At 63.3% G+C, this 18,513-nt stretch carries 19 protein-coding genes; 15 read left to right on the forward strand and 4 right to left on the reverse strand.

Going from position 1 to position 18,513, the window contains the following annotated elements:
• Positions 1-21 precede the first annotated feature (21 nt).
• Genes ACFC25_RS01685 through ACFC25_RS01710 form a run of 6 tightly spaced genes read left to right on the forward strand, consistent with a single transcriptional unit; the run spans position 22 to position 6,724 of the window.
• Positions 22-1,326 (forward strand): ABC transporter substrate-binding protein, encoded by a 1,305-nt coding sequence (locus ACFC25_RS01685; RefSeq protein WP_376043558.1) that lies wholly within the window; start codon positions 22-24, stop codon positions 1,324-1,326.
• Entirely contained in the window at positions 1,323-2,279 is a 957-nt protein-coding gene (locus ACFC25_RS01690) for a carbohydrate ABC transporter permease (protein ID WP_376043560.1), read from the forward strand. Before ACFC25_RS01685 ends, ACFC25_RS01690 begins: the two co-directional genes overlap by 4 nt.
• A complete protein-coding gene (locus ACFC25_RS01695) occupies positions 2,272-3,177 on the forward strand; it encodes a carbohydrate ABC transporter permease (protein ID WP_376043563.1) in 906 nt (301 codons plus the stop codon). Before ACFC25_RS01690 ends, ACFC25_RS01695 begins: the two co-directional genes overlap by 8 nt.
• A 27-nt stretch (positions 3,178-3,204) precedes the next feature.
• Entirely contained in the window at positions 3,205-4,569 is a 1,365-nt protein-coding gene (locus tag ACFC25_RS01700; protein WP_337346201.1) for a DUF2961 domain-containing protein, read from the forward strand.
• A 28-nt stretch (positions 4,570-4,597) separates the two neighbouring features.
• Positions 4,598-5,944, forward strand: a complete 1,347-nt coding sequence (locus tag ACFC25_RS01705) for a glycoside hydrolase family 32 protein (protein ID WP_376043565.1) — start codon at positions 4,598-4,600, stop codon at positions 5,942-5,944.
• A 33-nt stretch (positions 5,945-5,977) separates the two neighbouring features.
• On the forward strand, positions 5,978-6,724 hold the full coding sequence (locus ACFC25_RS01710) for an SDR family oxidoreductase (RefSeq protein WP_376043568.1): 747 nt from the start codon (positions 5,978-5,980) through the stop codon (positions 6,722-6,724).
• Positions 6,725-6,974: 250 nt separating this feature from the next.
• Here the strand turns inward: ACFC25_RS01710 and ACFC25_RS01715 are convergent, their stop codons facing one another.
• The 3 genes from ACFC25_RS01715 to ACFC25_RS01725 are packed head-to-tail and all read right to left on the reverse strand — an operon-like array spanning position 6,975 to position 10,977.
• Positions 6,975-7,862, reverse strand: a complete 888-nt coding sequence (locus ACFC25_RS01715; protein ID WP_376043570.1) for a glycosyltransferase — start codon at positions 7,860-7,862, stop codon at positions 6,975-6,977.
• Entirely contained in the window at positions 7,862-8,470 is a 609-nt protein-coding gene (locus ACFC25_RS01720) for a TetR/AcrR family transcriptional regulator (protein ID WP_376043573.1), read from the reverse strand. Before ACFC25_RS01720 ends, ACFC25_RS01715 begins: the two co-directional genes overlap by 1 nt.
• A 5-nt stretch (positions 8,471-8,475) precedes the next feature.
• Positions 8,476-10,977 (reverse strand): EAL domain-containing protein, encoded by a 2,502-nt coding sequence (locus ACFC25_RS01725; protein WP_376043576.1) that lies wholly within the window; start codon positions 10,975-10,977, stop codon positions 8,476-8,478.
• A gap of 469 nt (positions 10,978-11,446) precedes the next feature.
• Here ACFC25_RS01725 and ACFC25_RS01730 point away from each other — a divergent pair, with 469 nt between their 5' ends.
• From ACFC25_RS01730 to ACFC25_RS01760, 7 genes are all read left to right on the forward strand, one after another.
• Positions 11,447-12,760 (forward strand): EAL domain-containing protein, encoded by a 1,314-nt coding sequence (locus tag ACFC25_RS01730; RefSeq protein ID WP_376043579.1) that lies wholly within the window; start codon positions 11,447-11,449, stop codon positions 12,758-12,760.
• Between the two features lie 130 nt (positions 12,761-12,890).
• A complete protein-coding gene (locus tag ACFC25_RS01735; RefSeq protein WP_376043581.1) occupies positions 12,891-13,418 on the forward strand; it encodes an alternate-type signal peptide domain-containing protein in 528 nt (175 codons plus the stop codon).
• Between the two features lie 93 nt (positions 13,419-13,511).
• Complete coding sequence (locus ACFC25_RS01740; RefSeq protein ID WP_376043584.1) at positions 13,512-14,114, forward strand: hypothetical protein; 603 nt, start codon at positions 13,512-13,514, stop codon at positions 14,112-14,114.
• A gap of 7 nt (positions 14,115-14,121) precedes the next feature.
• The gene (locus tag ACFC25_RS01745) at positions 14,122-14,739 is read left to right on the forward strand and encodes a signal peptidase I (RefSeq protein WP_376043586.1); all 618 of its coding nucleotides are present in this window, start codon (positions 14,122-14,124) and stop codon (positions 14,737-14,739) included.
• Positions 14,736-15,476, forward strand: coding sequence for a hypothetical protein (locus ACFC25_RS01750; RefSeq protein ID WP_376043588.1), 741 nt, complete (start codon positions 14,736-14,738; stop codon positions 15,474-15,476). The genes ACFC25_RS01745 and ACFC25_RS01750 overlap by 4 nt, the downstream gene beginning before the upstream one ends.
• Complete coding sequence (locus ACFC25_RS01755) at positions 15,463-15,984, forward strand: hypothetical protein (RefSeq protein ID WP_376043591.1); 522 nt, start codon at positions 15,463-15,465, stop codon at positions 15,982-15,984. The genes ACFC25_RS01750 and ACFC25_RS01755 overlap by 14 nt, the downstream gene beginning before the upstream one ends.
• A gap of 95 nt (positions 15,985-16,079) precedes the next feature.
• Positions 16,080-16,529, forward strand: a complete 450-nt coding sequence (locus ACFC25_RS01760) for an Hpt domain-containing protein (protein ID WP_376043594.1) — start codon at positions 16,080-16,082, stop codon at positions 16,527-16,529.
• 36 nt (positions 16,530-16,565) lie between these two features.
• Here ACFC25_RS01760 and ACFC25_RS01765 read toward each other — a convergent pair whose 3' ends face one another.
• Positions 16,566-17,348, reverse strand: a complete 783-nt coding sequence (locus ACFC25_RS01765; protein WP_376043597.1) for a response regulator transcription factor — start codon at positions 17,346-17,348, stop codon at positions 16,566-16,568.
• 471 nt (positions 17,349-17,819) lie between these two features.
• Between ACFC25_RS01765 and ACFC25_RS01770 the strand changes: the two genes are divergently transcribed.
• Both ACFC25_RS01770 and ACFC25_RS01775 read left to right on the forward strand, forming a co-directional pair.
• Positions 17,820-17,945 carry a hypothetical protein gene (locus ACFC25_RS01770; RefSeq protein ID WP_376043600.1) on the forward strand — a complete coding sequence of 42 codons (126 nt, stop codon included), beginning with the start codon at positions 17,820-17,822 and terminating at the stop codon, positions 17,943-17,945.
• Positions 17,938-18,351 carry an Hpt domain-containing protein gene (locus tag ACFC25_RS01775; protein ID WP_376043602.1) on the forward strand — a complete coding sequence of 138 codons (414 nt, stop codon included), beginning with the start codon at positions 17,938-17,940 and terminating at the stop codon, positions 18,349-18,351. The genes ACFC25_RS01770 and ACFC25_RS01775 overlap by 8 nt, the downstream gene beginning before the upstream one ends.
• Positions 18,352-18,513: the final 162 nt, after the last annotated feature.

The following is an 18,513-nucleotide window of genomic DNA, read 5'->3' on the forward strand; positions in this document are numbered from 1 at the left end:
CACCATGCAAAGGAGCATCACATGAGAAAAACAGTCCGCACGTCCCTCGCCACGGTGGCAGCCGTAGCACTTCTGGCCCTCACCGCCTGCGGGAGCGCCACGGAAACCGCAGCACCGGCGGCCGACGGGCCCTACACAGCCCCGGCCAAGGACATCACCGACACCATCTCCGTCTCCAACTGGGGCGACCCCGGCGACAAGGCCGTGTACGACGGCGTGGCCGAACGCTTCAAGGAGAAGTACCCGAACGTCACGGTGAACAACAACTTCACCCCCATCACCACGTGGACCGAGTACGTCAACAAGTTGGTCACCCAGGCCGCCGCCGGGCAGGCTCCGGACGTCATCAATATCGCCACCGAGGGTGTGGAACTGGGCCTGACCAACGAGCTGTTCACGCCCCTGGACGGCTTCCTGGAGAACGACCCCGAAGCCAAGTCCCTGCGCGAAGACATCGATCCGAAACTGCTGGCGGGATTCAGCAAGGACGGCTCCACCTACCTGATGCCGAACACGTTCAACACGATGGTCATCTTCTACAACACCAAGATGTTCGAGGCAGCCGGCATCGAGCGGCCCAGCGACGACTGGACCTGGGACGAGTTCCTGGAAATCTCCAAGAAGCTGACCACTGGGGACGGCGCGGACAAGGTCTACGGGTTCGCCATGCCTTACTACTCCTTCGGCATCACACCGTGGCTGTACTCCAACGGCACGTCGATGATGAGCGATGACCTGGAAAAGGCCCAGCTCACGGACGGGAAGGTCGAGGAGACAGTGGGCTGGGTCCGCGACCTGGTCACCAAGCATGGAGTATCACCGCAACCGAAGGGATCGGACCCCTACCAGCTGTTCCCCGCTGGCAAGGCAGCCATGACCGGTGCCGGACACTTCGTCACCGGCGGCTTCGAAAAGGCCGGCTTCGAAGACTACGACATCCTGCCTTGGCCGAAGGGGACCACCAAGTCCACCGTTTTCGGCGCCGGAGCGTTCGCCGTCTCCAAGGCCTCCAAGAACCAGGAGCTGTCCTGGGAGTTCATCAAGATGCTGACCGACCAGCAGACGCAGAAGAAGTGGGCCGACGCCGGTGCCGCCGTTCCGTCCACCAAGACCGCAGCTTCCTCACCGGAATTCCTGGCCTCCCCGGAGCACGCTGAAGAGTTCTACAACTCCCTGTCCTACGCCAAGCCGGTAGCCGCCCCTGGCGTCTACAACGTGCTGGACCCGGCGTTCATGCGGGCCATGGACGAGATCATGTCCGGCCAGGACATCGGCTCCTCCCTGGAGAAGGCCCAGAAGGATGTTGAGGAGGCGTTGCAGCAGTGACCTTGACTGCCCCCAAAACCTCGCTGCCGCCCGCGCCCGCTACCGGGCGCGGGGGGCGCCCCGGGCACCAAAGCGCCGCCCGGCGTCGGGAAGCCCTCACCGGCTACCTCTTCACCGCCCCCACGGTCATCGGCTTCCTGGTTTTCATCCTTGGCCCGCTGGTTGCCGCCCTGTACCTGAGCCTGACGAAGTACAACATCCTCACTGCCCCCAAGTTCGTGGGGCTGGACAACTACGCCCGCATGTTCCGGGACGAGCGGCTGGCCACGACGTACGGCAACACTGTCCTCTACGTGGGTGCCGCCGTCGTACTGATCAACGGGTTCGCACTCCTGTTCGCCGTGCTGATCAACCAACGCCTCCCCCGGGCCCTGACCTATGTGTTCCGCTCCGCGTACTTCTTTCCGTACCTCGTGGCGCTGGTGTACGTGTCCATCATCTGGCAGGCACTGTTCCAGAAGGACACCGGCATCCTGAACTACTACCTCACGGCCATGGGCGGGGAGCGGATCGACTGGCTCAACAGTTCCGAGTTCTCCAAAGTCTCGGTGATCATCGTGGATACCTGGCGGAACGTGGGGTTCGCCATGCTGATCTTCGTGGCAGCCCTTCAGGAAGTCCCCAAGGACATGGTGGAGGCCGCCCGGATGGACGGCGCCAACGAGTGGCAGGTCTTCCGCCGGATCACGCTGCCAATGATCAGCCAGGCCACGTTCTTCAACATCACCATCACCATCATCGGTGCGTTCCAGATCTACGAATCGATCATCGTCCTCACCAGGGGCGGCCCGGGGGATGCCAGCCGCAGCGTGGTGATGTACATCGCCGAAGTTGCCTTCAATAAGTTCGATATGGGCTACGCCTCAGCCATCGCGGTCACACTGTTCGTCATCATCATGCTGGTGACCATGGTGCAGTTCCGCCTCCGGAAGTCATGGGTGAACAATGAGTAACGCCACAGCCCTCTCGTCCCGGCCAGGTGCCGGAAGCCACGGTTCCACAAAAGACGTACGACGGCGGCGGCCCCGCCCCGGCGTCGGCAAGACTATTTCGGTGGTGCTGCTGGTCCTGGGCGCCATCGGGATGATCGCACCGTTCCTGTGGATGTTCACCACCTCGCTCCGGGACGCCAGCCAGGCGTACGACCTGCCGCCACAGTGGCTTCCCACCGAATGGGACTGGTCCAACTACGCGGCGGCGGTCAGCGGACCCGTGCCGATCCTGAGGAACATGTTCAACAGCGCGGTCATCGCCATCGCCGTCAGCATCGGGATGATCATCACCGCCCCCATGGCCGGCTACGCCTTCGCCAAGCTGAACTTCCCCGGCCGCAACTCCATCTTTGTGGGCCTGCTGTCCTCGCTGATGGTGCCGGCGCAGGTGACCATCATTCCGCTGTTCCTCCTGATGCGAACGTTCGGCCTGCTGGATAACCCGCATAGCCTGATCCTGCCCGGCATCACCGGAGCCCTGGGAGTCTTCCTGCTGCGGCAGTTCTTCCTCGGCTTGCCGCAGGAGATCATCGACGCCGCCCGGATGGACGGTGCCACGGCCTGGCAGACCTACCGGCTGATCGCGCTGCCGCTGGCCAAGAACGCCGTCAGCACGCTGGGTGTCATCACGTTCCTGGGCAGCTGGAACGCCTACTTTGCCCCGTCGATCTTCCTCAACAGCACGGACACCGCCACCCTCCCGCTGGGCCTGGTCCTGATGCTGGGCCCGTACGGCGCCGGCAACGTGGCCCAGGTCATGGCAGCCACCACCATCGCCATCGCACCGGCACTCATCGTCTTCCTGGTGGCCCAGCGGTGGATCATCGCCAGCCTCACCCAATCAGCCGTCAAGGGCTAACCAACTTCCCGAAAGGTACAAACGACCATGGCTACATCGCCCCGCTCAGGCCTGCTCTCCAGCCTGACCAAGCTCTCCACAGCCCGCACGGCCCGCGCCTCCAGCTGGGACCAGACCGGCCGGAACCGCGACAACTGGATTGTTATGCCCGGCGAGGAACGCGTCCTGGCAGACATCGAGGGCCCCGGCTCCATCACGCACATCTGGATGACCCAGTCCTGCCGCATCCAGCCCGGCCCCGGCCAGATCTCCCCGGAGCTGGTGGGCGTGCCGATGCTGGAAATCCACAACGCCTTGGGCGTCAGCTGGGAAGTGGTGGACCCGGACTACTACCGCAAGATCGTGATCAGGATGTACTGGGACGACCAGGAGACCCCCAGCGTGATCGCGCCCCTGGGTGATTTCTTCGGCCTGCTGAACTCCCTGTCCGGCTCCTATGATTCACTGCCGCTCTCCGTTTCCGCCAAAGAGGGGGAACTGAACACCTTCGGCGGCAGCGCTGCGTTCAACAGCTACTTCGAGATGCCCTTCAACTCCCGGGCCCGCATCACGGTCGAAAACCAGAACGATATCCCCTACCTGCAGTACTTCTACATCGACTACGAGCTCTACACCGAGCCCCTGCCGGAGGACACCGCGTACTTCCACGCCCACTGGCGCCGGCAGAAGCCCAATGCAGGCTGGGGCCCGGACCTGCAGACCAACAGCATCGAGGTGGCCATCCCCAACCTGTCCGGCGAGGACAACTACGTGGTCCTGGAGACTGAGGGCCAGGGCCACTACGTGGGTTGCAACCTGGCTGTGCGCCACTTCCAGGGCTCCTGGTGGGGCGAGGGCGATGACATGATCTTCATCGACGACGACACCTGGCCGCCCAGCCTGCACGGCACCGGCATGGAAGACTACTTCGGCCATGCCTGGGGCATGCAGCACAACGCGTTCCTGATGAACGGCACCATGGTCCACGAGGAAAACGTGCCTGGCTTCCACCACAGCTACCGCTTCCACATGACCGATCCCATCAGGTTCCAGAAGCGCATCAAGGTCACGTTCGAACACGGACACGCCAACCACCTCTCCGATGACTGGTCCTCCACCGCCTACTGGTACCAGAGCCTCCCCTCCCCCGTGCTGGACATCGACGCCGTCGAGGAGCGCCTGCCGCTGCGGCCCCGCGACCAGGTGGAAGAGCGCCCCCTGCCGGAACTGAGCCCGGCCCAGCAGGCCGCACGCGAGGCCTCCGCTGAACGGATGAAGCAGTTCACTGAAACGCGGGACGCAGTCCGGAATGCCCGCCGGGCAGAAATCGACCAGTGGGAGAAGGCCAACGCGGAGCAGGCCCGGGAGGTCCGGCAGCGGTTTCTGGCCGCCAACAGCGTCCCGGTGAATTAACCCACTCCAGCTAAATCAAAGGATCAGCATGAACGCGCAGGAACTCCGCCCGGCTTTCCACTTCACCGCCACCGAAGGATGGATCAATGATCCCCTCGGCGTTACGTGGAAGGACGGCCAGTACCACCTCTTCTACCAGTACGTCCCCGGCAGCACCACGTGGGCGTCCAACTGCCACTGGGGCCATGCCACCTCCCCGGACATGATCGCCTGGACGGAGCAGGGCGTCGCAGTCGCGCCGGGTGAAGGGGACGACGGCGTTTGGTCGGGTTCCATCGTCACCGGCGCCGGCGGTGCCGCCACCATGTTCTACACCTCGGTCACCGAACCGGACATCGGCATCGGCACCGTCCGGACCGCCACCCCCGATGACGCTTCCTGGAACTCATGGACCAAGGGCCCGAAACTGATGACTGCACCGGACCTTGGCGTCGTGGCCTACCGGGATCCGTTCGTCTTCCGCGACGGCGGACAGTGGCGAATGTTCGTCGGGGCCGGGCTGGAGGGCGGCACTGCCGCGGCGGTTTCGTACAGTTCCCCGGACTTGTCGCAGTGGACCCTGGACGGTATTGCCGCGCAGCGCTCCGGCACTGAAACGGAACCGGTGTGGACCGGCACCATGTGGGAATGCCCGCAGCTGTTCGAGATCGGCGGTTCCCACGTACTGGTGACCTCCATCTGGGAGGACGATGTGCTGCACTACGTAGCGTACGGAGTGGGCAGCTACTCCGACGGCAGATTCAGCGCACGTTCCTGGGGGCAGCTCAGCTACGGCAAGAGCTACTACGCCCCTTCGTTCTTCCGGGACAAGGACGGCGCGCCGTCGCTGATTTTCTGGGTCAGGGGCGTCATCAGCCCGGAGGGGCAGTGGGCCAGCGCCCTGAGCATTCCGCACACACTGACGCTCGACGGCGACACCCTGGTGGCTGCCCCGCATGCCGACCTCGCCGGGTACTCCGGGCCCGGCCACCTGGAGCTGGCGGGCCCTGATGTCTTTGAGGCAATGCTCGACGGCGGCGCGGACCTTGAGTGCTCCGTCACCGCCGGGACAGTCATCAGCCTGGCCACCCCACAGGGGTCCCTGGCCACCCTCCGCCACGACGGGGACGGCATCGAGGTGACGGTGCCAGGGAACGCTGATTTCACTGATGTGTTCTTCCCTGCCGATGAGGGATCCGGGCTGCGGGTCATCATTGACGCCGGCGTGCTGGAGCTTTCCGGCCGCCAAGGAATCATGGCTGTTCCGCTACCGGTTGTGGACGTTTCGGTGACGTTGACGGTGGCCGGTGCCACCGGGACACCCCGGCTCCGCACGGTCACAAACCCGGCAACCACTGGAGCAGGGTCACAGCGCTTCCTCTTGAGCGGCTCTTGAGTTCGTCTTGAGCGGTGCGCCATAGAATAAGACATGGAGATTGCCGTTGCTGGGGGAACCGGAATTGTTGGGCGCCATGTGGTCCGCATCGCTAAGGAACGCGGTCATCAGGTCAGGAGCCTGAGTCGGCGCGAGGGTGTGGACCTGGTCAAAGGCGAGGGCGTGGGCTCAGCCTTGAAGGGCGTGGGCACGGTGATCGATGTGTCCGGCCTCCGGTCCATGCATACCAAGAAGTCGGTGGACTTCTTCATGGCCACCACCGAAAGCCTTCAGCAGTATGGCAAGGCCGCAGGCGTCCAGCACCATGTTGTGCTCTCCATCGTGGGGGTGGATAAGGCGCCTGCCGGACTCTATGCGGGGAAGCAGGCACAGGAAGAAGCCGTCCGCCACGGCGACCTGCCCTGGACCATCCTGCGCGCTACCCAGTTCCACGAATTCGTGGAGCAGGTGTTGGACCGGGCGTCACTCGGACCCACGGTCCTTGTGCCCAGGTTCAAGACCCAGCCCATCGCCGCGGCCGAGGTGGCCGAGGCACTGGTGGACGCCGCAGAGGCGGGCCCACAGGGGTTCCTCCCGGACCTGGGCGGACCCAGGCCCGAGCGGCTCCGGGACATGGTGGACAAGTATCTCCGCAAGAGCGGGAAGAAAAGACTGGTCCTGGAGGTCAGCGCCCCCGGGGTCCTGTGGAAAGCCATGCGCAGCGGTGCCCTGCTCCCGGCGGCCGGTGCCGCCGTCGGACACCAGAGCTTTGACGAGTGGCTGGAGTCCCAGGAATCTTGATGGATTCTTGAGTTTTCCTGCGGCAGTCCTTGATCCAGGCCATGCACAGTAGTTGGCATAAGGCTCCGCGCGCTGAGGCCATGGGTTGCGAAACTGGGTCAGCCACCCATGGTGCGAGGGCCTTTCGTCGGGGAAACCCGACGGGTCTCGAGCCCTTGGCGGTGCCATTACGGTGGCACCGCCAAGCAGGCCCCTCCCGGCAATCAGCAACAGCATGACCCCGCCAAGGATGCAGGGCAGCTGCACGCCGTCAGGTTTCCCGCCGATGCTGTGGAAGGCTGAGCAAGCGGGCTTCGATGGCATCAGCGGCGGCGGGCGCTCCCCCGGCGGCCTTGTACCCGGCCGCAACGCGGTTGGCCCCTTCCTTCATAGCCATTGCGGCCTTCACGGCTCTCTTGAGCCGTGCCGCCGAGAGCCGGCGGGCTGGCAGTCGCGTGCCCGCCCCGCTCACTTCCACCCGACGGGCCACCTCCAGCTGGTCACGGCCGAACGGGACAACGCACACCGGCACGCCATTGGCCAGTGCCTTCTGGGTGGCGCCCATTCCGCCGTGGGTCACCGCCACCGCTGCCCGTCCCAGCACCGCGCTGTGGGGAACGAACTCCTTGACGGTGGCATTTGCCGGGACCTGCAGCCCGTCGGGGATTCCCGGGGCCAGCGCGTCCCGGGCCTTTCCCAGGAAGCCGCGCATCGGGGGCAGTCCCGGGCCGAACGGCGGGGTGCCAGGTGAATCAAGGGCAGGAGTGTAGGGCGAGAACGATGCCCACGGCCCGCCCCAGGCTTCAGCGGCGAAGCCGGCGCCCCAGCTGTTGATGTCAACAATGCAGGCATGGGGCCGCACTTCGGCGATTGCGGCCGACAAGTCCGGGGCGTCATAGCCGCCGCGGGCGGCGAACACCTCCGCAGCGGCCGCCAAAGCGCGTTTCGGGCCGCGGGCCGCGTAATCGTTCATGGGCATGGCTTCGATGCGGGGGTCGATGGCCTCAGCCGCCAGGCCGAGGCTCCGCATGAGATCCGTTTCGCTGCCCAGGGTGCGGACATGCACCCTGTGGCCGCGGTCCCGCAGCTCAAGCAGCAGTGGTGTCATGGGAAACAGGTGTCCGCGGGCAGGCGACGTGTAGGCAAGTATCGTGGACATCAGGGCACATCCTTGGTGAAGGGAACGAGCATCTCCACGAGCGCCCGCTCGGTTTGTTGTCGGCTGAGCCCGCTGTCGCGGCGCAGCAGCTTCCAGGTGTAGACGTCGCAGATGGCCACCAGCTGGGCAAGCCGCCGCCTGCGGACCGCCGCATGTTGGCCCGCCAAGAACGGTGCAAACACACTTTCGCACCATTCCCGGTGCAACCGCCGGCCGCCGTCGGCCAGCACTTTGAGCGCCGGCAGGCGCCCTTCTTCGGCAAGCATCCGCAGCACGCGCTCACCCATCAGCTCGTAGTGCTCCACCAGGTTGGCCACCGCCCCGCGGACATCGCCGGGCACTACTTGTGACCGGGCCTCCATGACCTGCTCCGACTGGCGTTCGGCAGCCGCTGCGAAGAGCTTGTCCTTGTTGCCGAAGCGGCGGATCACAGTCTGCACTGTCACGCCCGACCGCGCCGCCACTTGCTCCAGCCGGACCTGGTCCGATGGGTGCTCCCAAAAGAGTTCCGTCACGGCGTCGAGAATTGCCTCACGCGTGGCGGCGGCAGCGCGGGCCCTTGCATCCATCCGATAAGGACGGCGGGCCTCGTCGTCGGCCACTTTCATGTTAACTACGTTAACCCTAAATTTGACGCGGTCAAGAGGGTGCCCGAACTGCCGGCTCGTGGTGCGGAGCCGGTCCCGGAGCGGCTTTCCAGCCAGGCCGGGATGCCGTCCGGGGGCAGGGGTTGGCTCCACAGGAATCCTTGGGCGTAGCGTACGCCGAGGCGGCGAAGTTCAGTGAGTTGGTCCACGGTTTCGACGCCCTCAGCTATCACGTCCAGATGGAGGGTGTCCGCCATCCCGAGTACGAGTTCGATGATGGTCGCTCCGTGTGGCCCCCTTCCCAGTTCTTCGACAAAGGTCCGGTCGATTTTCAGGGTTCGGGCTGAGAGCCATTTAAGGTAACTCAAGGACGAGTACCCTGTGCCGAAGTCATCGATCGAGAGCCCTACGCCCAAGGCATGGAGTCGCTGCAGCGTCTCCTTGGGCAGGTCAGGCTGATCCATAAGGACCGTCTCGGTGATTTCCAGGTGGACGGCACCTGGGTCTATGCCGGCGGCTTGAATGGCTGCCTCGACGATTTCCGGGAAGTCTGCGGCCACGAACTGGCGACCGGAAATGTTCACTGCTGCTGAAATTCCCTTGGCCCGATTCAGCTGACTGCGCCAGCTCTGCACCTGCCGGAGTGCTTCTTGGAGCACCCACGTGCCGATGGGAACAATCAGGCCTGTCTCCTCGGCGATGGGAATGAACGTGTCGGGCGTTATCAGGCCATGTTCGCGGTGGTGCCACCGTAGCAGCGCTTCGAAACCGACCGTGGCCCCGGTGCCCAATTCGACGATTGGCTGGTAGTCCAGGGAGAATTCTCCTCGTTTCAAGGCAAGCCGCAGGTCGGATTCCAGATCCAGCCGCCCGGCAGCCCTTCCGGTCATCCGGACGTCGTACACGGCGGAGGAGTCCCCGCCGGCTGACTTTGCCCGGTACATGGCGGTATCCGCTCCCCGGAGCATCGACTCAGCAGTATCGTCCGGTCCGGCCAAAGCGATGCCGACGCTGACGTTGAGGTAGATCTTCCGTCCGTCCACTTCAAAGGGGCGCCGGGTGGATTGCCTGATCCGTTCGGCCAGCGTCCTGGCTCCGCGCAGCATCAGGTTCTCGCACACAATGATGAATTCATCGCCTCCGAAACGGCCCACTGTGTCACCGCTCCGGAGAAAGGTCTTCAGCCGCTCGCCCAGGAGCATCAGAATGGTGTCGCCGGCTCCATGGCCTATGCCGTCGTTGATCAATTTGAACCGGTCGACGTCAACGAACATCACCACAGCGCGGGAATCCCGGTCCAGCAGGTCCTGAAGGACCTCCGTGATCACATACCTGTTGGGCAAGCCGGTCAGGGCATCGTGGCGGGCCCGCCACTCCAGGATCTGCTCGGCGTTCTTTCGTTCGGTAATGTCCAGAACTGTGTCGAGGAACCGGGAAGGCTTTCCGCCCTCGTTGTCCACGCTTCGGATCCGCGAATGCAACCAGCGTTGCTGACCATCGGCCCTGACAATCCGGTACTCAAAATCCGCGAACTCAACGCCCTCATCCAGGGTCTTCCATACCTGCTGGACCAGGTCCCGGTCTTCCGCGTGCGTTAGCTCGAGCATCAGCTTCCGGGAAACCTCCTGCCCTGCGTCCAGGCCGAAGATCCGGGAGAATTCCTCCGAATGCCAGGTCTCACCCGTCTCCAGCGTGTGCTCCACGCTTCCAACGTGGGCCATCTCCTGAGCCGCCAGGAGCTTCTCCCGTTCCACCGCAGCAGCCGCCCTCAACCGCTGGATCTCAGTGATGTCGCGCGCAATGGCGGACGCGCCCACCTGGTCACCGTCAGGGCCGAAAACAGGCGATACGGTCAACTCGACATCAATCAACGAACCGTCCTTGCACGCCCACCGTGCTTCCAGGCCAGTGACAAATTTCCCACTGCCAATGCTCGCCGCGACCTCAGCATCGAAGCCCGCCGCCTCACTAACGGTCAGAAGCCGATAGTCCTGTCCAACAGCTTCCCGCGCGCTCCAGCCGAGCATCCTCGCCGCCCCAGCGTTCCAGCTGGTAATCGTTCCTGCCAGGTCCGCACTGATGATGGCGTCTCCGGAGGATTCCACCATCGCCGAGAATCTGCGCAGAATGGCCTCACTGTGCTTCCTGTCCGTGATGTCCTTGGAAATCGCCACCACCGCCACAGGTACTGTGTGCCTTCCGCGGATAGGACTGACCGTCGCATGAACCGGGAATTCCGTCCCCGACCGGTGGCGCATCCAGAGTTCCCCCGCCCAGTCGCCACCACTGGCGAGCCTTCGCGTGATCTCACGGCCAGCGCTTTCCCTCTGTGCGTCATCGCCGCCGACAATACCCACATCCGCGATCCGCGCACCCAGCACCTCCGAAGCACTGACGCCGTATAGCCGCTCTGAAGCCCGGTTCCAGTACGTAACCCGCCACGCGCTGTCCATGCCGATCACCGACTGCCCGATCTCGTCCAGCAGCAGCGACTGCATGACCAGATCATCGTCAAGCTCTTCAGCCATCAGCCCCTCCCCCCTCCACGCCACGGCACGGCATGTAGTGATCTGGATGCTTCATCTTGGTGTACCCCAAGATTGCACGGCCCAAACCTGTGAGAAGACTACAACCGGGAACGCAGCTGCGACCGAAACCGGCGCGCTAAATTTCCGCCCCTGTTAATGGTTGGCGTGGCAGTATGTAACTACTAAGCATGATTAGTATTGGCTTGTGGGGGGACCAATTGGATGCAATCAGCTTCGCGGCATCTAGGCCTTGGGACTGGGAAGGGAAGCAGCCCGAGGTGCGGGATGCGACCCGCCAGGCATTTCAGGGGCAGATTGACGGCCTCCGGGTGTGTCGCTGATGTGGAAATTTACGCCTCGACGGCACTCACGTCAGCCTGAAGAACCAACTGGACGCGCTTTGCCACACCCGGAGGCGCCCCTGTCCTGGCCGCTTCTGTCACGATGGTGGACGTTGTACTGCTTCATTGTGGCGGGTGTTGCCCTGGGCATTGCCCTGCCTTTGGCCCTCCTCCGGGAACGGTGGGGTCCGGCCGCGCTGGCTGTGCTGACCTTGCTGGTGACCAGCTTCCTAGTGTGGGCAGTGATCCGTCGCCAAGGCCGGGACTTGTCGAGGGCGTCCGAGACTTCCCGCCTGATGGAGACGGTGCTGCGTACCAGCAGGGAACGGCTCTGGTCCATCGGGCCCGATGGACGGTTCACCTTTTCCGGCCCCATGAGCCAGGAACTCGTCGGCTACGCACCATCCGAACTGCTGGGCAAGCATTTCGGCGACATCATTGAGCCCGATGACTTAGCTGAAGCGCTGCGGAACAGAATTAATTTGGAGGGCCCGGATTCCTCATGGTGCGGGCTCGTCACTGTCTGCAGGCATCGCGACGGAAGCCGGGTCCTTGTTGAAGTCTCCGGCAGGCCCATCTTTGACGGTCAGGGACAGAAACGTGGGTTCGAGGGAACCAACCGCGCCCTGGACACACTGGCGACCGGTGCCCTTGCGGCCCAAGGGTCCCGGGCCGGGGTAGAAGCGATGCTGGCCTCCCGCAACCTGTTGACCGCTTTCCAACCGATTCTAAATCTGGACACCGGGGCAGTAATCGGAGCGGAAGCCCTGACCAGATTTCTGAGTTCAGAGTCTCCCGGGATCTCACCGGAAGCGTGGTTTGTCGAGGCTGCTTCAGTCGGGTTGGGCGTTGACCTTGAACTCCTCACGCTCCAGTCCGCTCTCGCCGCGGCTGCCGGGTTACCTGAGGAACTTTACATCGCGGTGAACCTTTCACCGCGCGCGTGCCTTGACCACCGTGTGCCAGACGTCCTTGGGCTCTGCGGCATTCCCCTCCGCCGAATAGTGCTTGAGCTGACGGAACGTCATGAAGTTACGGACTATGGACAGCTCTCCTCGGTTTTGGCACCGCTGCGACGGATGGGCGTGAGGATCGCCGTCGACGACGCCGGGGCGGGGTTCGCTTCCATGCGACACATCGTCGAACTCAGACCGCATATGATCAAGCTCGACCGGGAAATCATCGCCGGAATCAACACAGATACAGGCCAGCGCGCACTGGGTGCCGCTATGGTCGGATTCGCAGCTCAGATCGGCGCTTCGCTCGTTGCAGAGGGAATCGAAACTGACGCCGAGCTTGAGACGGTGAAACTGCTCGGCATGACCGCGGCACAGGGATATCTGCTGGGCCGGCCTACCGTCAAAACGGAGGAATGGAAACTCTGGGGTCCAACGACAACAGACGACATAGGCCAGCCATCCCGGAATTCCACGCAGGATTGACCACATTTTCCTTGGGTTTTCCTATGGATAGCCTTCGCAAACACCACCGGGAAACCTGTGGGACGTGATGAATCATTATGTCTATCCGGAAATTCCGTTTACTTTTGAGGGGAAAAGAACATTGAAGAAAATGACTAAGGGCGCCATTGTTACCGCTGCAGGCGTGATGCTTCTGATCGGTGGCGGCGGCACTCTGGCCGTATGGAATGTCGAACAGAACGCCGAGGCCGGGATAGTGGCATCAGGTGATCTCAACCTGGTAGCCGAGGCTGGTGTGTGGACCGTCGCAGGGCAGGCTGAGCCCATCGACATCGACACCTACCTGATCGTTCCCGGTGACACGCTCACCTACACGCAGAACGTGGACATCACCCTGGATGGCAACAACATCTCTGCCACGCTGTCGGTTGAGGACGCAAATGGTGTCAATACCGGCTTCGACGGCGGCACTTACACCACTTCAGCAGTCACCTTGACGAAGAACGACCTGCCTATCGCCAACCCGCTCTCCGACGACGTTACTGATGCGGTTGCTTCGGTATCGTTCGATTTCCTCACGACAACGGACGGCCGCGACAGCGTTGATGCTACGTACGACTTCAGCGCTGTGGCGTTCAAGCTGGTGCAGATCGCTCCGGCGGATCCCGTAGAGCCGTAACCGGTCCAAACGAGCACCATAGTATGGCCTACGCCCGCGGAGTCCTCAGGCTCCGCGGGCGCAGGCACGGGTTAACAGGGAGGGACGGCAAGGATGCGACCAGCACAGGCAGCAAAAGTTACTGGACTGGTATCAGCCGGGGTGATCCTAGGCCTCGTGACCGTCGGAGGCTCCTACGCTTTGTGGAACAGCCTGGCGCCAGCCGGCGTCGGGACCGTCAGGTCCGCAGAGTTCCTCGTCACCTTGACGGGTTCGAATAGCCCCGGAACATATGACATGGTCTTGGCTGATGGCACCCCGGCGACGGTTGCCCTCACGAGCACCGCAGCGCCATTGGACCAGCTTTTTCCGGGCGTCCCCGTTTATGCCGCGGTTTCCGTACGCAACGCGACGGCGGCCGGATCCGCGTTCACTGTCCTGGCTACGCTGCCTGACCCGGCGATCATCACGGATGCAGGCCCAGGTACAGGCCTCTCCAGCCACCTGTCAGTTCAGGCAGCCACGGCAACAGATCCAGCGGAGTGCGCCTCGGTTCCGTCCGGCGAGTACCAGGCAGGCTTCCCCGGAGTGCAGATCCCGAAGGGTACCTCCGCTGTGATCTGTTTCCGTATCCAGCTTTCACCGCAGGCTCCATCTACACTGCAGGGCCAGTCTGCGTCCGTTGCCGTTCCGTTGTTCGTTGAACAGATTCTCTAGGAGTCCGATGGCCAGGCACAGGAACCCGGGGATAAACAGCCGCCCCTGGCTCACCCGCTCCACAGAGGCACTTGGGCTGGTTGGACTGTCGTTGGCGGTTCTTGCCGCGTTGGTCCTCATCGTCGTTCCCCGTGTGAGCGGTTCCTACACCTACACCGTGCTCACCAGCTCCATGGCGCCTGCGTACTCACCGGGAACATTTCTGGTAGTTAGGCCGGCCCCTTTTGAGTCCCTGCGGGTGGGTGACGTCATCACGTACCAGATGGAATCCGGCCGCCCTGACGTGATCACGCACCGCATCGTTGCCGTCAGCTCGACGCAGAAAGGCGAACGGACCTTCATTACCAAAGGCGACAACAACTCCCTTGAGGACGACAAACCCGTGCTCGAAGTACAGGTCAAGGGCAAGCTGTCCTACGCGGTCCCCTATGTCGGCTTCCTCGCTACTGCCGCGGCCCAGAGCGGCCGCGATGACGTGCTGCGTTACATCGCCATCGGACTAGTGGGATACGGAGTGATCACCCTTGTCCGGGGCTGGGCCGCCAGCAGAAAACGCAACTCTTCGGCGAGCCACCCGGCCGCAGATGAGATGGACGCGGCCTCGGTGCCGGCACGCAGGCCATGACCGCAGACTTGTCCCGGTTCGGCGCGCCGGCTGCGTTTGCCCTGATCGGCGCCACCGTGGCTCCGGTGTTTTTCGCCGCACCGGTCGCGGCCCAGGCCATGGACTCGAATCTGCAGCTCAGTTCCGATGGCGTGAACTACGGACGGTCGATCTCCGGACCGGTTTTGGGCCCTATCACCGGTTACGTTCCCGGGTCCGCTTCATCCGCGGACATCTGGGTGCGTAACACCGCCAGCGACAGTGCCTTCCTCTCTGTGGCCGCGCTCGTCATGGAATCCGATGCCGAAATGGCTACGAATCTGGGACTCCGGATCGAGTCAAGCTTGGGATCCACCGCCCGCGCTCCCTTGTCAGGCCCTGGTTCCTGTTCCGACCTCGCGGTGGGCTGGGCTGTTGCTGCCGGCGAAAGCGTCAGGCTCACCGTGGACCTGGACCTGGACAAGGACGCCCCCAATGGCACACGCCTGAAGAGTACCGAGCTCGCTTTCCGTTTCCTGCTCGAGGACCAGGACGGTTCTACACGCCGGGGGGCATGTGCATCGTCCTCTAGTGGAATCCTCATCGAAGGGTTACCCGGCTCCTCCCATCCACATGAATCAGCTCCCTACGGTTGGCTCGCCGATACGGGCACGCCGGATCCCTTCCCATGGATTGCAGCCGCGCTGGCGGCCCTTGGGACAGGAAGTGGCATTATGGCCTTCATGAAGCGCAAGGCGGTGCGCAATGACGAAGGCTGATCCTGTCGCATCCGCGACCACGCGACGCGGTGCAGCCGCACCAGGAACCACATTGCGCGGGAAGCCGCACTTCGCCGTCGTTCTTGGGTTCTGCCTGACGGTACTGATGGGTACGGGAGGGGGCTACGCCCTGGCGCTGTGGAACCAGCGCGCCACCCTGACCATGCAGGTGAAGGCGGAGACGTTGCCCTCCCCGACGATTCAGTGTGCGGAAGTAGCCAATCAGCCCTCGGTTGTGGTCACCTGGACCCCTCAACGGTCCGGGGTCACCAGCTACGACGTCACCGTCGCCCGGAACGGAAGCACCCAGAAGTCAACTACCTACCTGCCCAACGTGACGTCTGAGACGATCACAGCCCCGGGCGGCCTGGCGAACCTCGTCTATTCGTACACGTACGCCGTCACGGTCACCGCAAACTACGGCACGTGGCAAGCCGGGCCCGTAGTCCAGAACGGCATCGTTGCCACGAGAGTGGCACTGGCAGAAGGCGACATCTCCTGTCCGTAGAGGCTTCGCGTGCCTCCGCTCAAGGAAGTCTTTAGGTTTGCGCAGGATCAGCAAAGAAAGCCCTTTTCGATGGTTCAGTAGCCTAGCCTTAACAGATGTCGAGCTTCTTTCCCCGCCCCAACGGCTCACGCCGAAGCCACGCAGGCGCACAGGTTCGTTCGGGGACGGTGCTGGGCCTCGACGGGCTGGAACTGCCGGTGTTGGATGGCAAAGTCCTGGATGATCTTGAGGCAGAGCTCGCCCACACTGGCCTCGCCCGCAAATTCGCTGTGGATTACGCCTCGATGTGGGAGCAGCGCCTTGATCGACTCTCTGCCGCAGTGGGATATCAGGACAGGGCAGCGGCTCTTGATGCGGCAATCAGCCTGAAAGTTTCATCCGCGATGGTAGGCGGCCTGCGCTTGGCACGGCTCGCGGAGACACTGGAAGCCGCCATCCGGGCTGGCGTCCTTCATGACAGGGAACGGGTCATGGCCTCGGTGGCAGAAACCTGCCGTGCAACTGTGGGAGAGCTTCGCTTCCGATACGCGGGAGTCGACGAATAGGCCTGCGGCGCCCAGCTCCTGCGCCGCCGTGCGTCGTCAATCGGATCGTTTTTGGCTCTCCTTGGCCAAGCAGTAGCCCACACCGCGGACAGTCTGCAGCCAGCGTGGACGTACCGGATCGTCCCTGAGCTTACGGCGGAGATTGCCGATGTGGACCTCTACAGCGCGTTCGTCGGCTTCGCTTACATAGGTGCCTCCGCCCGAGTATTCGCCGCGGAGGGTCCACACCAGCTGAGTCCTCGAAAGGACCGCCCCGCCGCCGCGAAGCAACTCGTGCAGAAGGTCGAATTCGCTTCGTGTCAGCTCCAGCCCCACACCACTCACTGCGACGGTCCGCATCCGATAGTCGAGGGCCAACCCGTTGTGCCGAAGGACAGTGTCTTGGCGTGGAACTTCAGGCGAAGCTGGCTCCGGCCGGGGTGCCGGTGGCAATCCGCCGGTTGGCTGTTGGCGGGGCCTTCGCAGCATCGCCAAGATCCTCGCCCTCATCTCCCGCGGCCTGAAGGGTTTGGTGATGTAGTCATCCGCTCCGGAGTGAAGCGCTGTCAGCAGATCGGGCTCCTCGGTCCGGCCGGTCAGCATCACCACGTAGGTGTCACTGAATCCACGTATGCGCCGCAGAACCTCGAAGCCGTCGATGTCCGGTAACCCCACATCCAGGGTGACAACCTCAGGCGCCTTGTCGCGGACGAGCTCCACACCCTCGCGTCCGCTGCTGGCAACGTGGACGTGAAAACCCGATTGAACAAGCACCCCCTCAAGGAGGTTCCGCATGTCGGTGTCATCTTCTATAACTACGGCTACGCCCAAATCGCTCATAGTTCCCCCTGTGCCGCCTAACTCGCCGCACCCGCCCAGCGCCGGTGCGGAAACCCGGCATAGTTCCAAACTACACAAGACGAGGGCACTTTTATCAAGTCATTGGCCGCATAGCGGTGGGCGGCCCACTCTATAGGCGAGCCCGACGGCGTCAATCACCAAGGGCGCGGATGTCGCCTCCCGCGGCCCCGGCCGCCGAACGGGGACACCTGACGGAAATTTCTAGTCTTGGGGAACTCTTTCGTGATTCTTGACCGTTACCTGCAGCGGTCCTTGATCCCGGCCGGGCACAGTAGCTTTCGTGAGGCCCGAAGCGCTGTATCAACGGGGTAAGACTGGGGTCGGCCCGTGATGCAAGGGGCTTTCGTCGGGGGAATTACCGACGGTCTCAAGCGCTTGGCGGTGTTATGAAGCCAGCACCGCCAAGCAGACCTCCTGGCCTACTTCCGGACGCTTCGCAGGGCAGGAGATATGAGGGCACCAACTGAAACTTCCGCGGCGGCAGAGACCGCCGCCGCGGACATTCCGTCCCGGCGCCGAGGCACCCCCCGCCGCGGCGCCGGGGCTTCCATCATCCTGGCGGATCTCCTTGCCTGAGTGCGGCCGGGCCCGGCTCGAACGCAAGCGGATCCGGCACCTGGCCGAGGACATTGAGAACCCCACTGCCGCGTTGAACTTCCTCGGAGACTTCCTGTCCATGCTGCCAGGGCGGATCACCCGGATCCTCGACACCCTCGCCGAACGTGATGCCAAGCGCGCCATGGACGCAACCCTCAGCCTGAAAATCACCTCGGCCATGACCGGCGCAGTGGAAGCAGAGTCCTGTTGCCGGCACATCGAGTCCCTGATCCGCCGCGAAAGGTTCGAGGAAGCAGCCGAAACCGCGCAGATCCTCCGCGGCATTGTTACGGCACTGATGGCGGCGGGTCCTGAGCTGCTGCTCGAGGCGCGGTCAGACCTGGATAATCCGGACGTTCAGCCAATTGGAAGTTCTCGGCAGTAGGTTCCGGATACCCGAAAATCGACAAACGGACAATGCTGTAATCACCGACCATTAATGGAGGGTTGCGTACTTGGTAAAAAATTCGCTAGCCGACCCGACGCTGATACTTTAATGGGCCGTGGTCCCCATCGCGGCAGCCCCTGCGGATGGGACATGATGGTG

Origin of the sequence: Pseudarthrobacter sp. NPDC055928, assembly GCF_042270935.1 — a bacterium.
GTDB lineage: Bacteria > Actinomycetota > Actinomycetes > Actinomycetales > Micrococcaceae > Arthrobacter.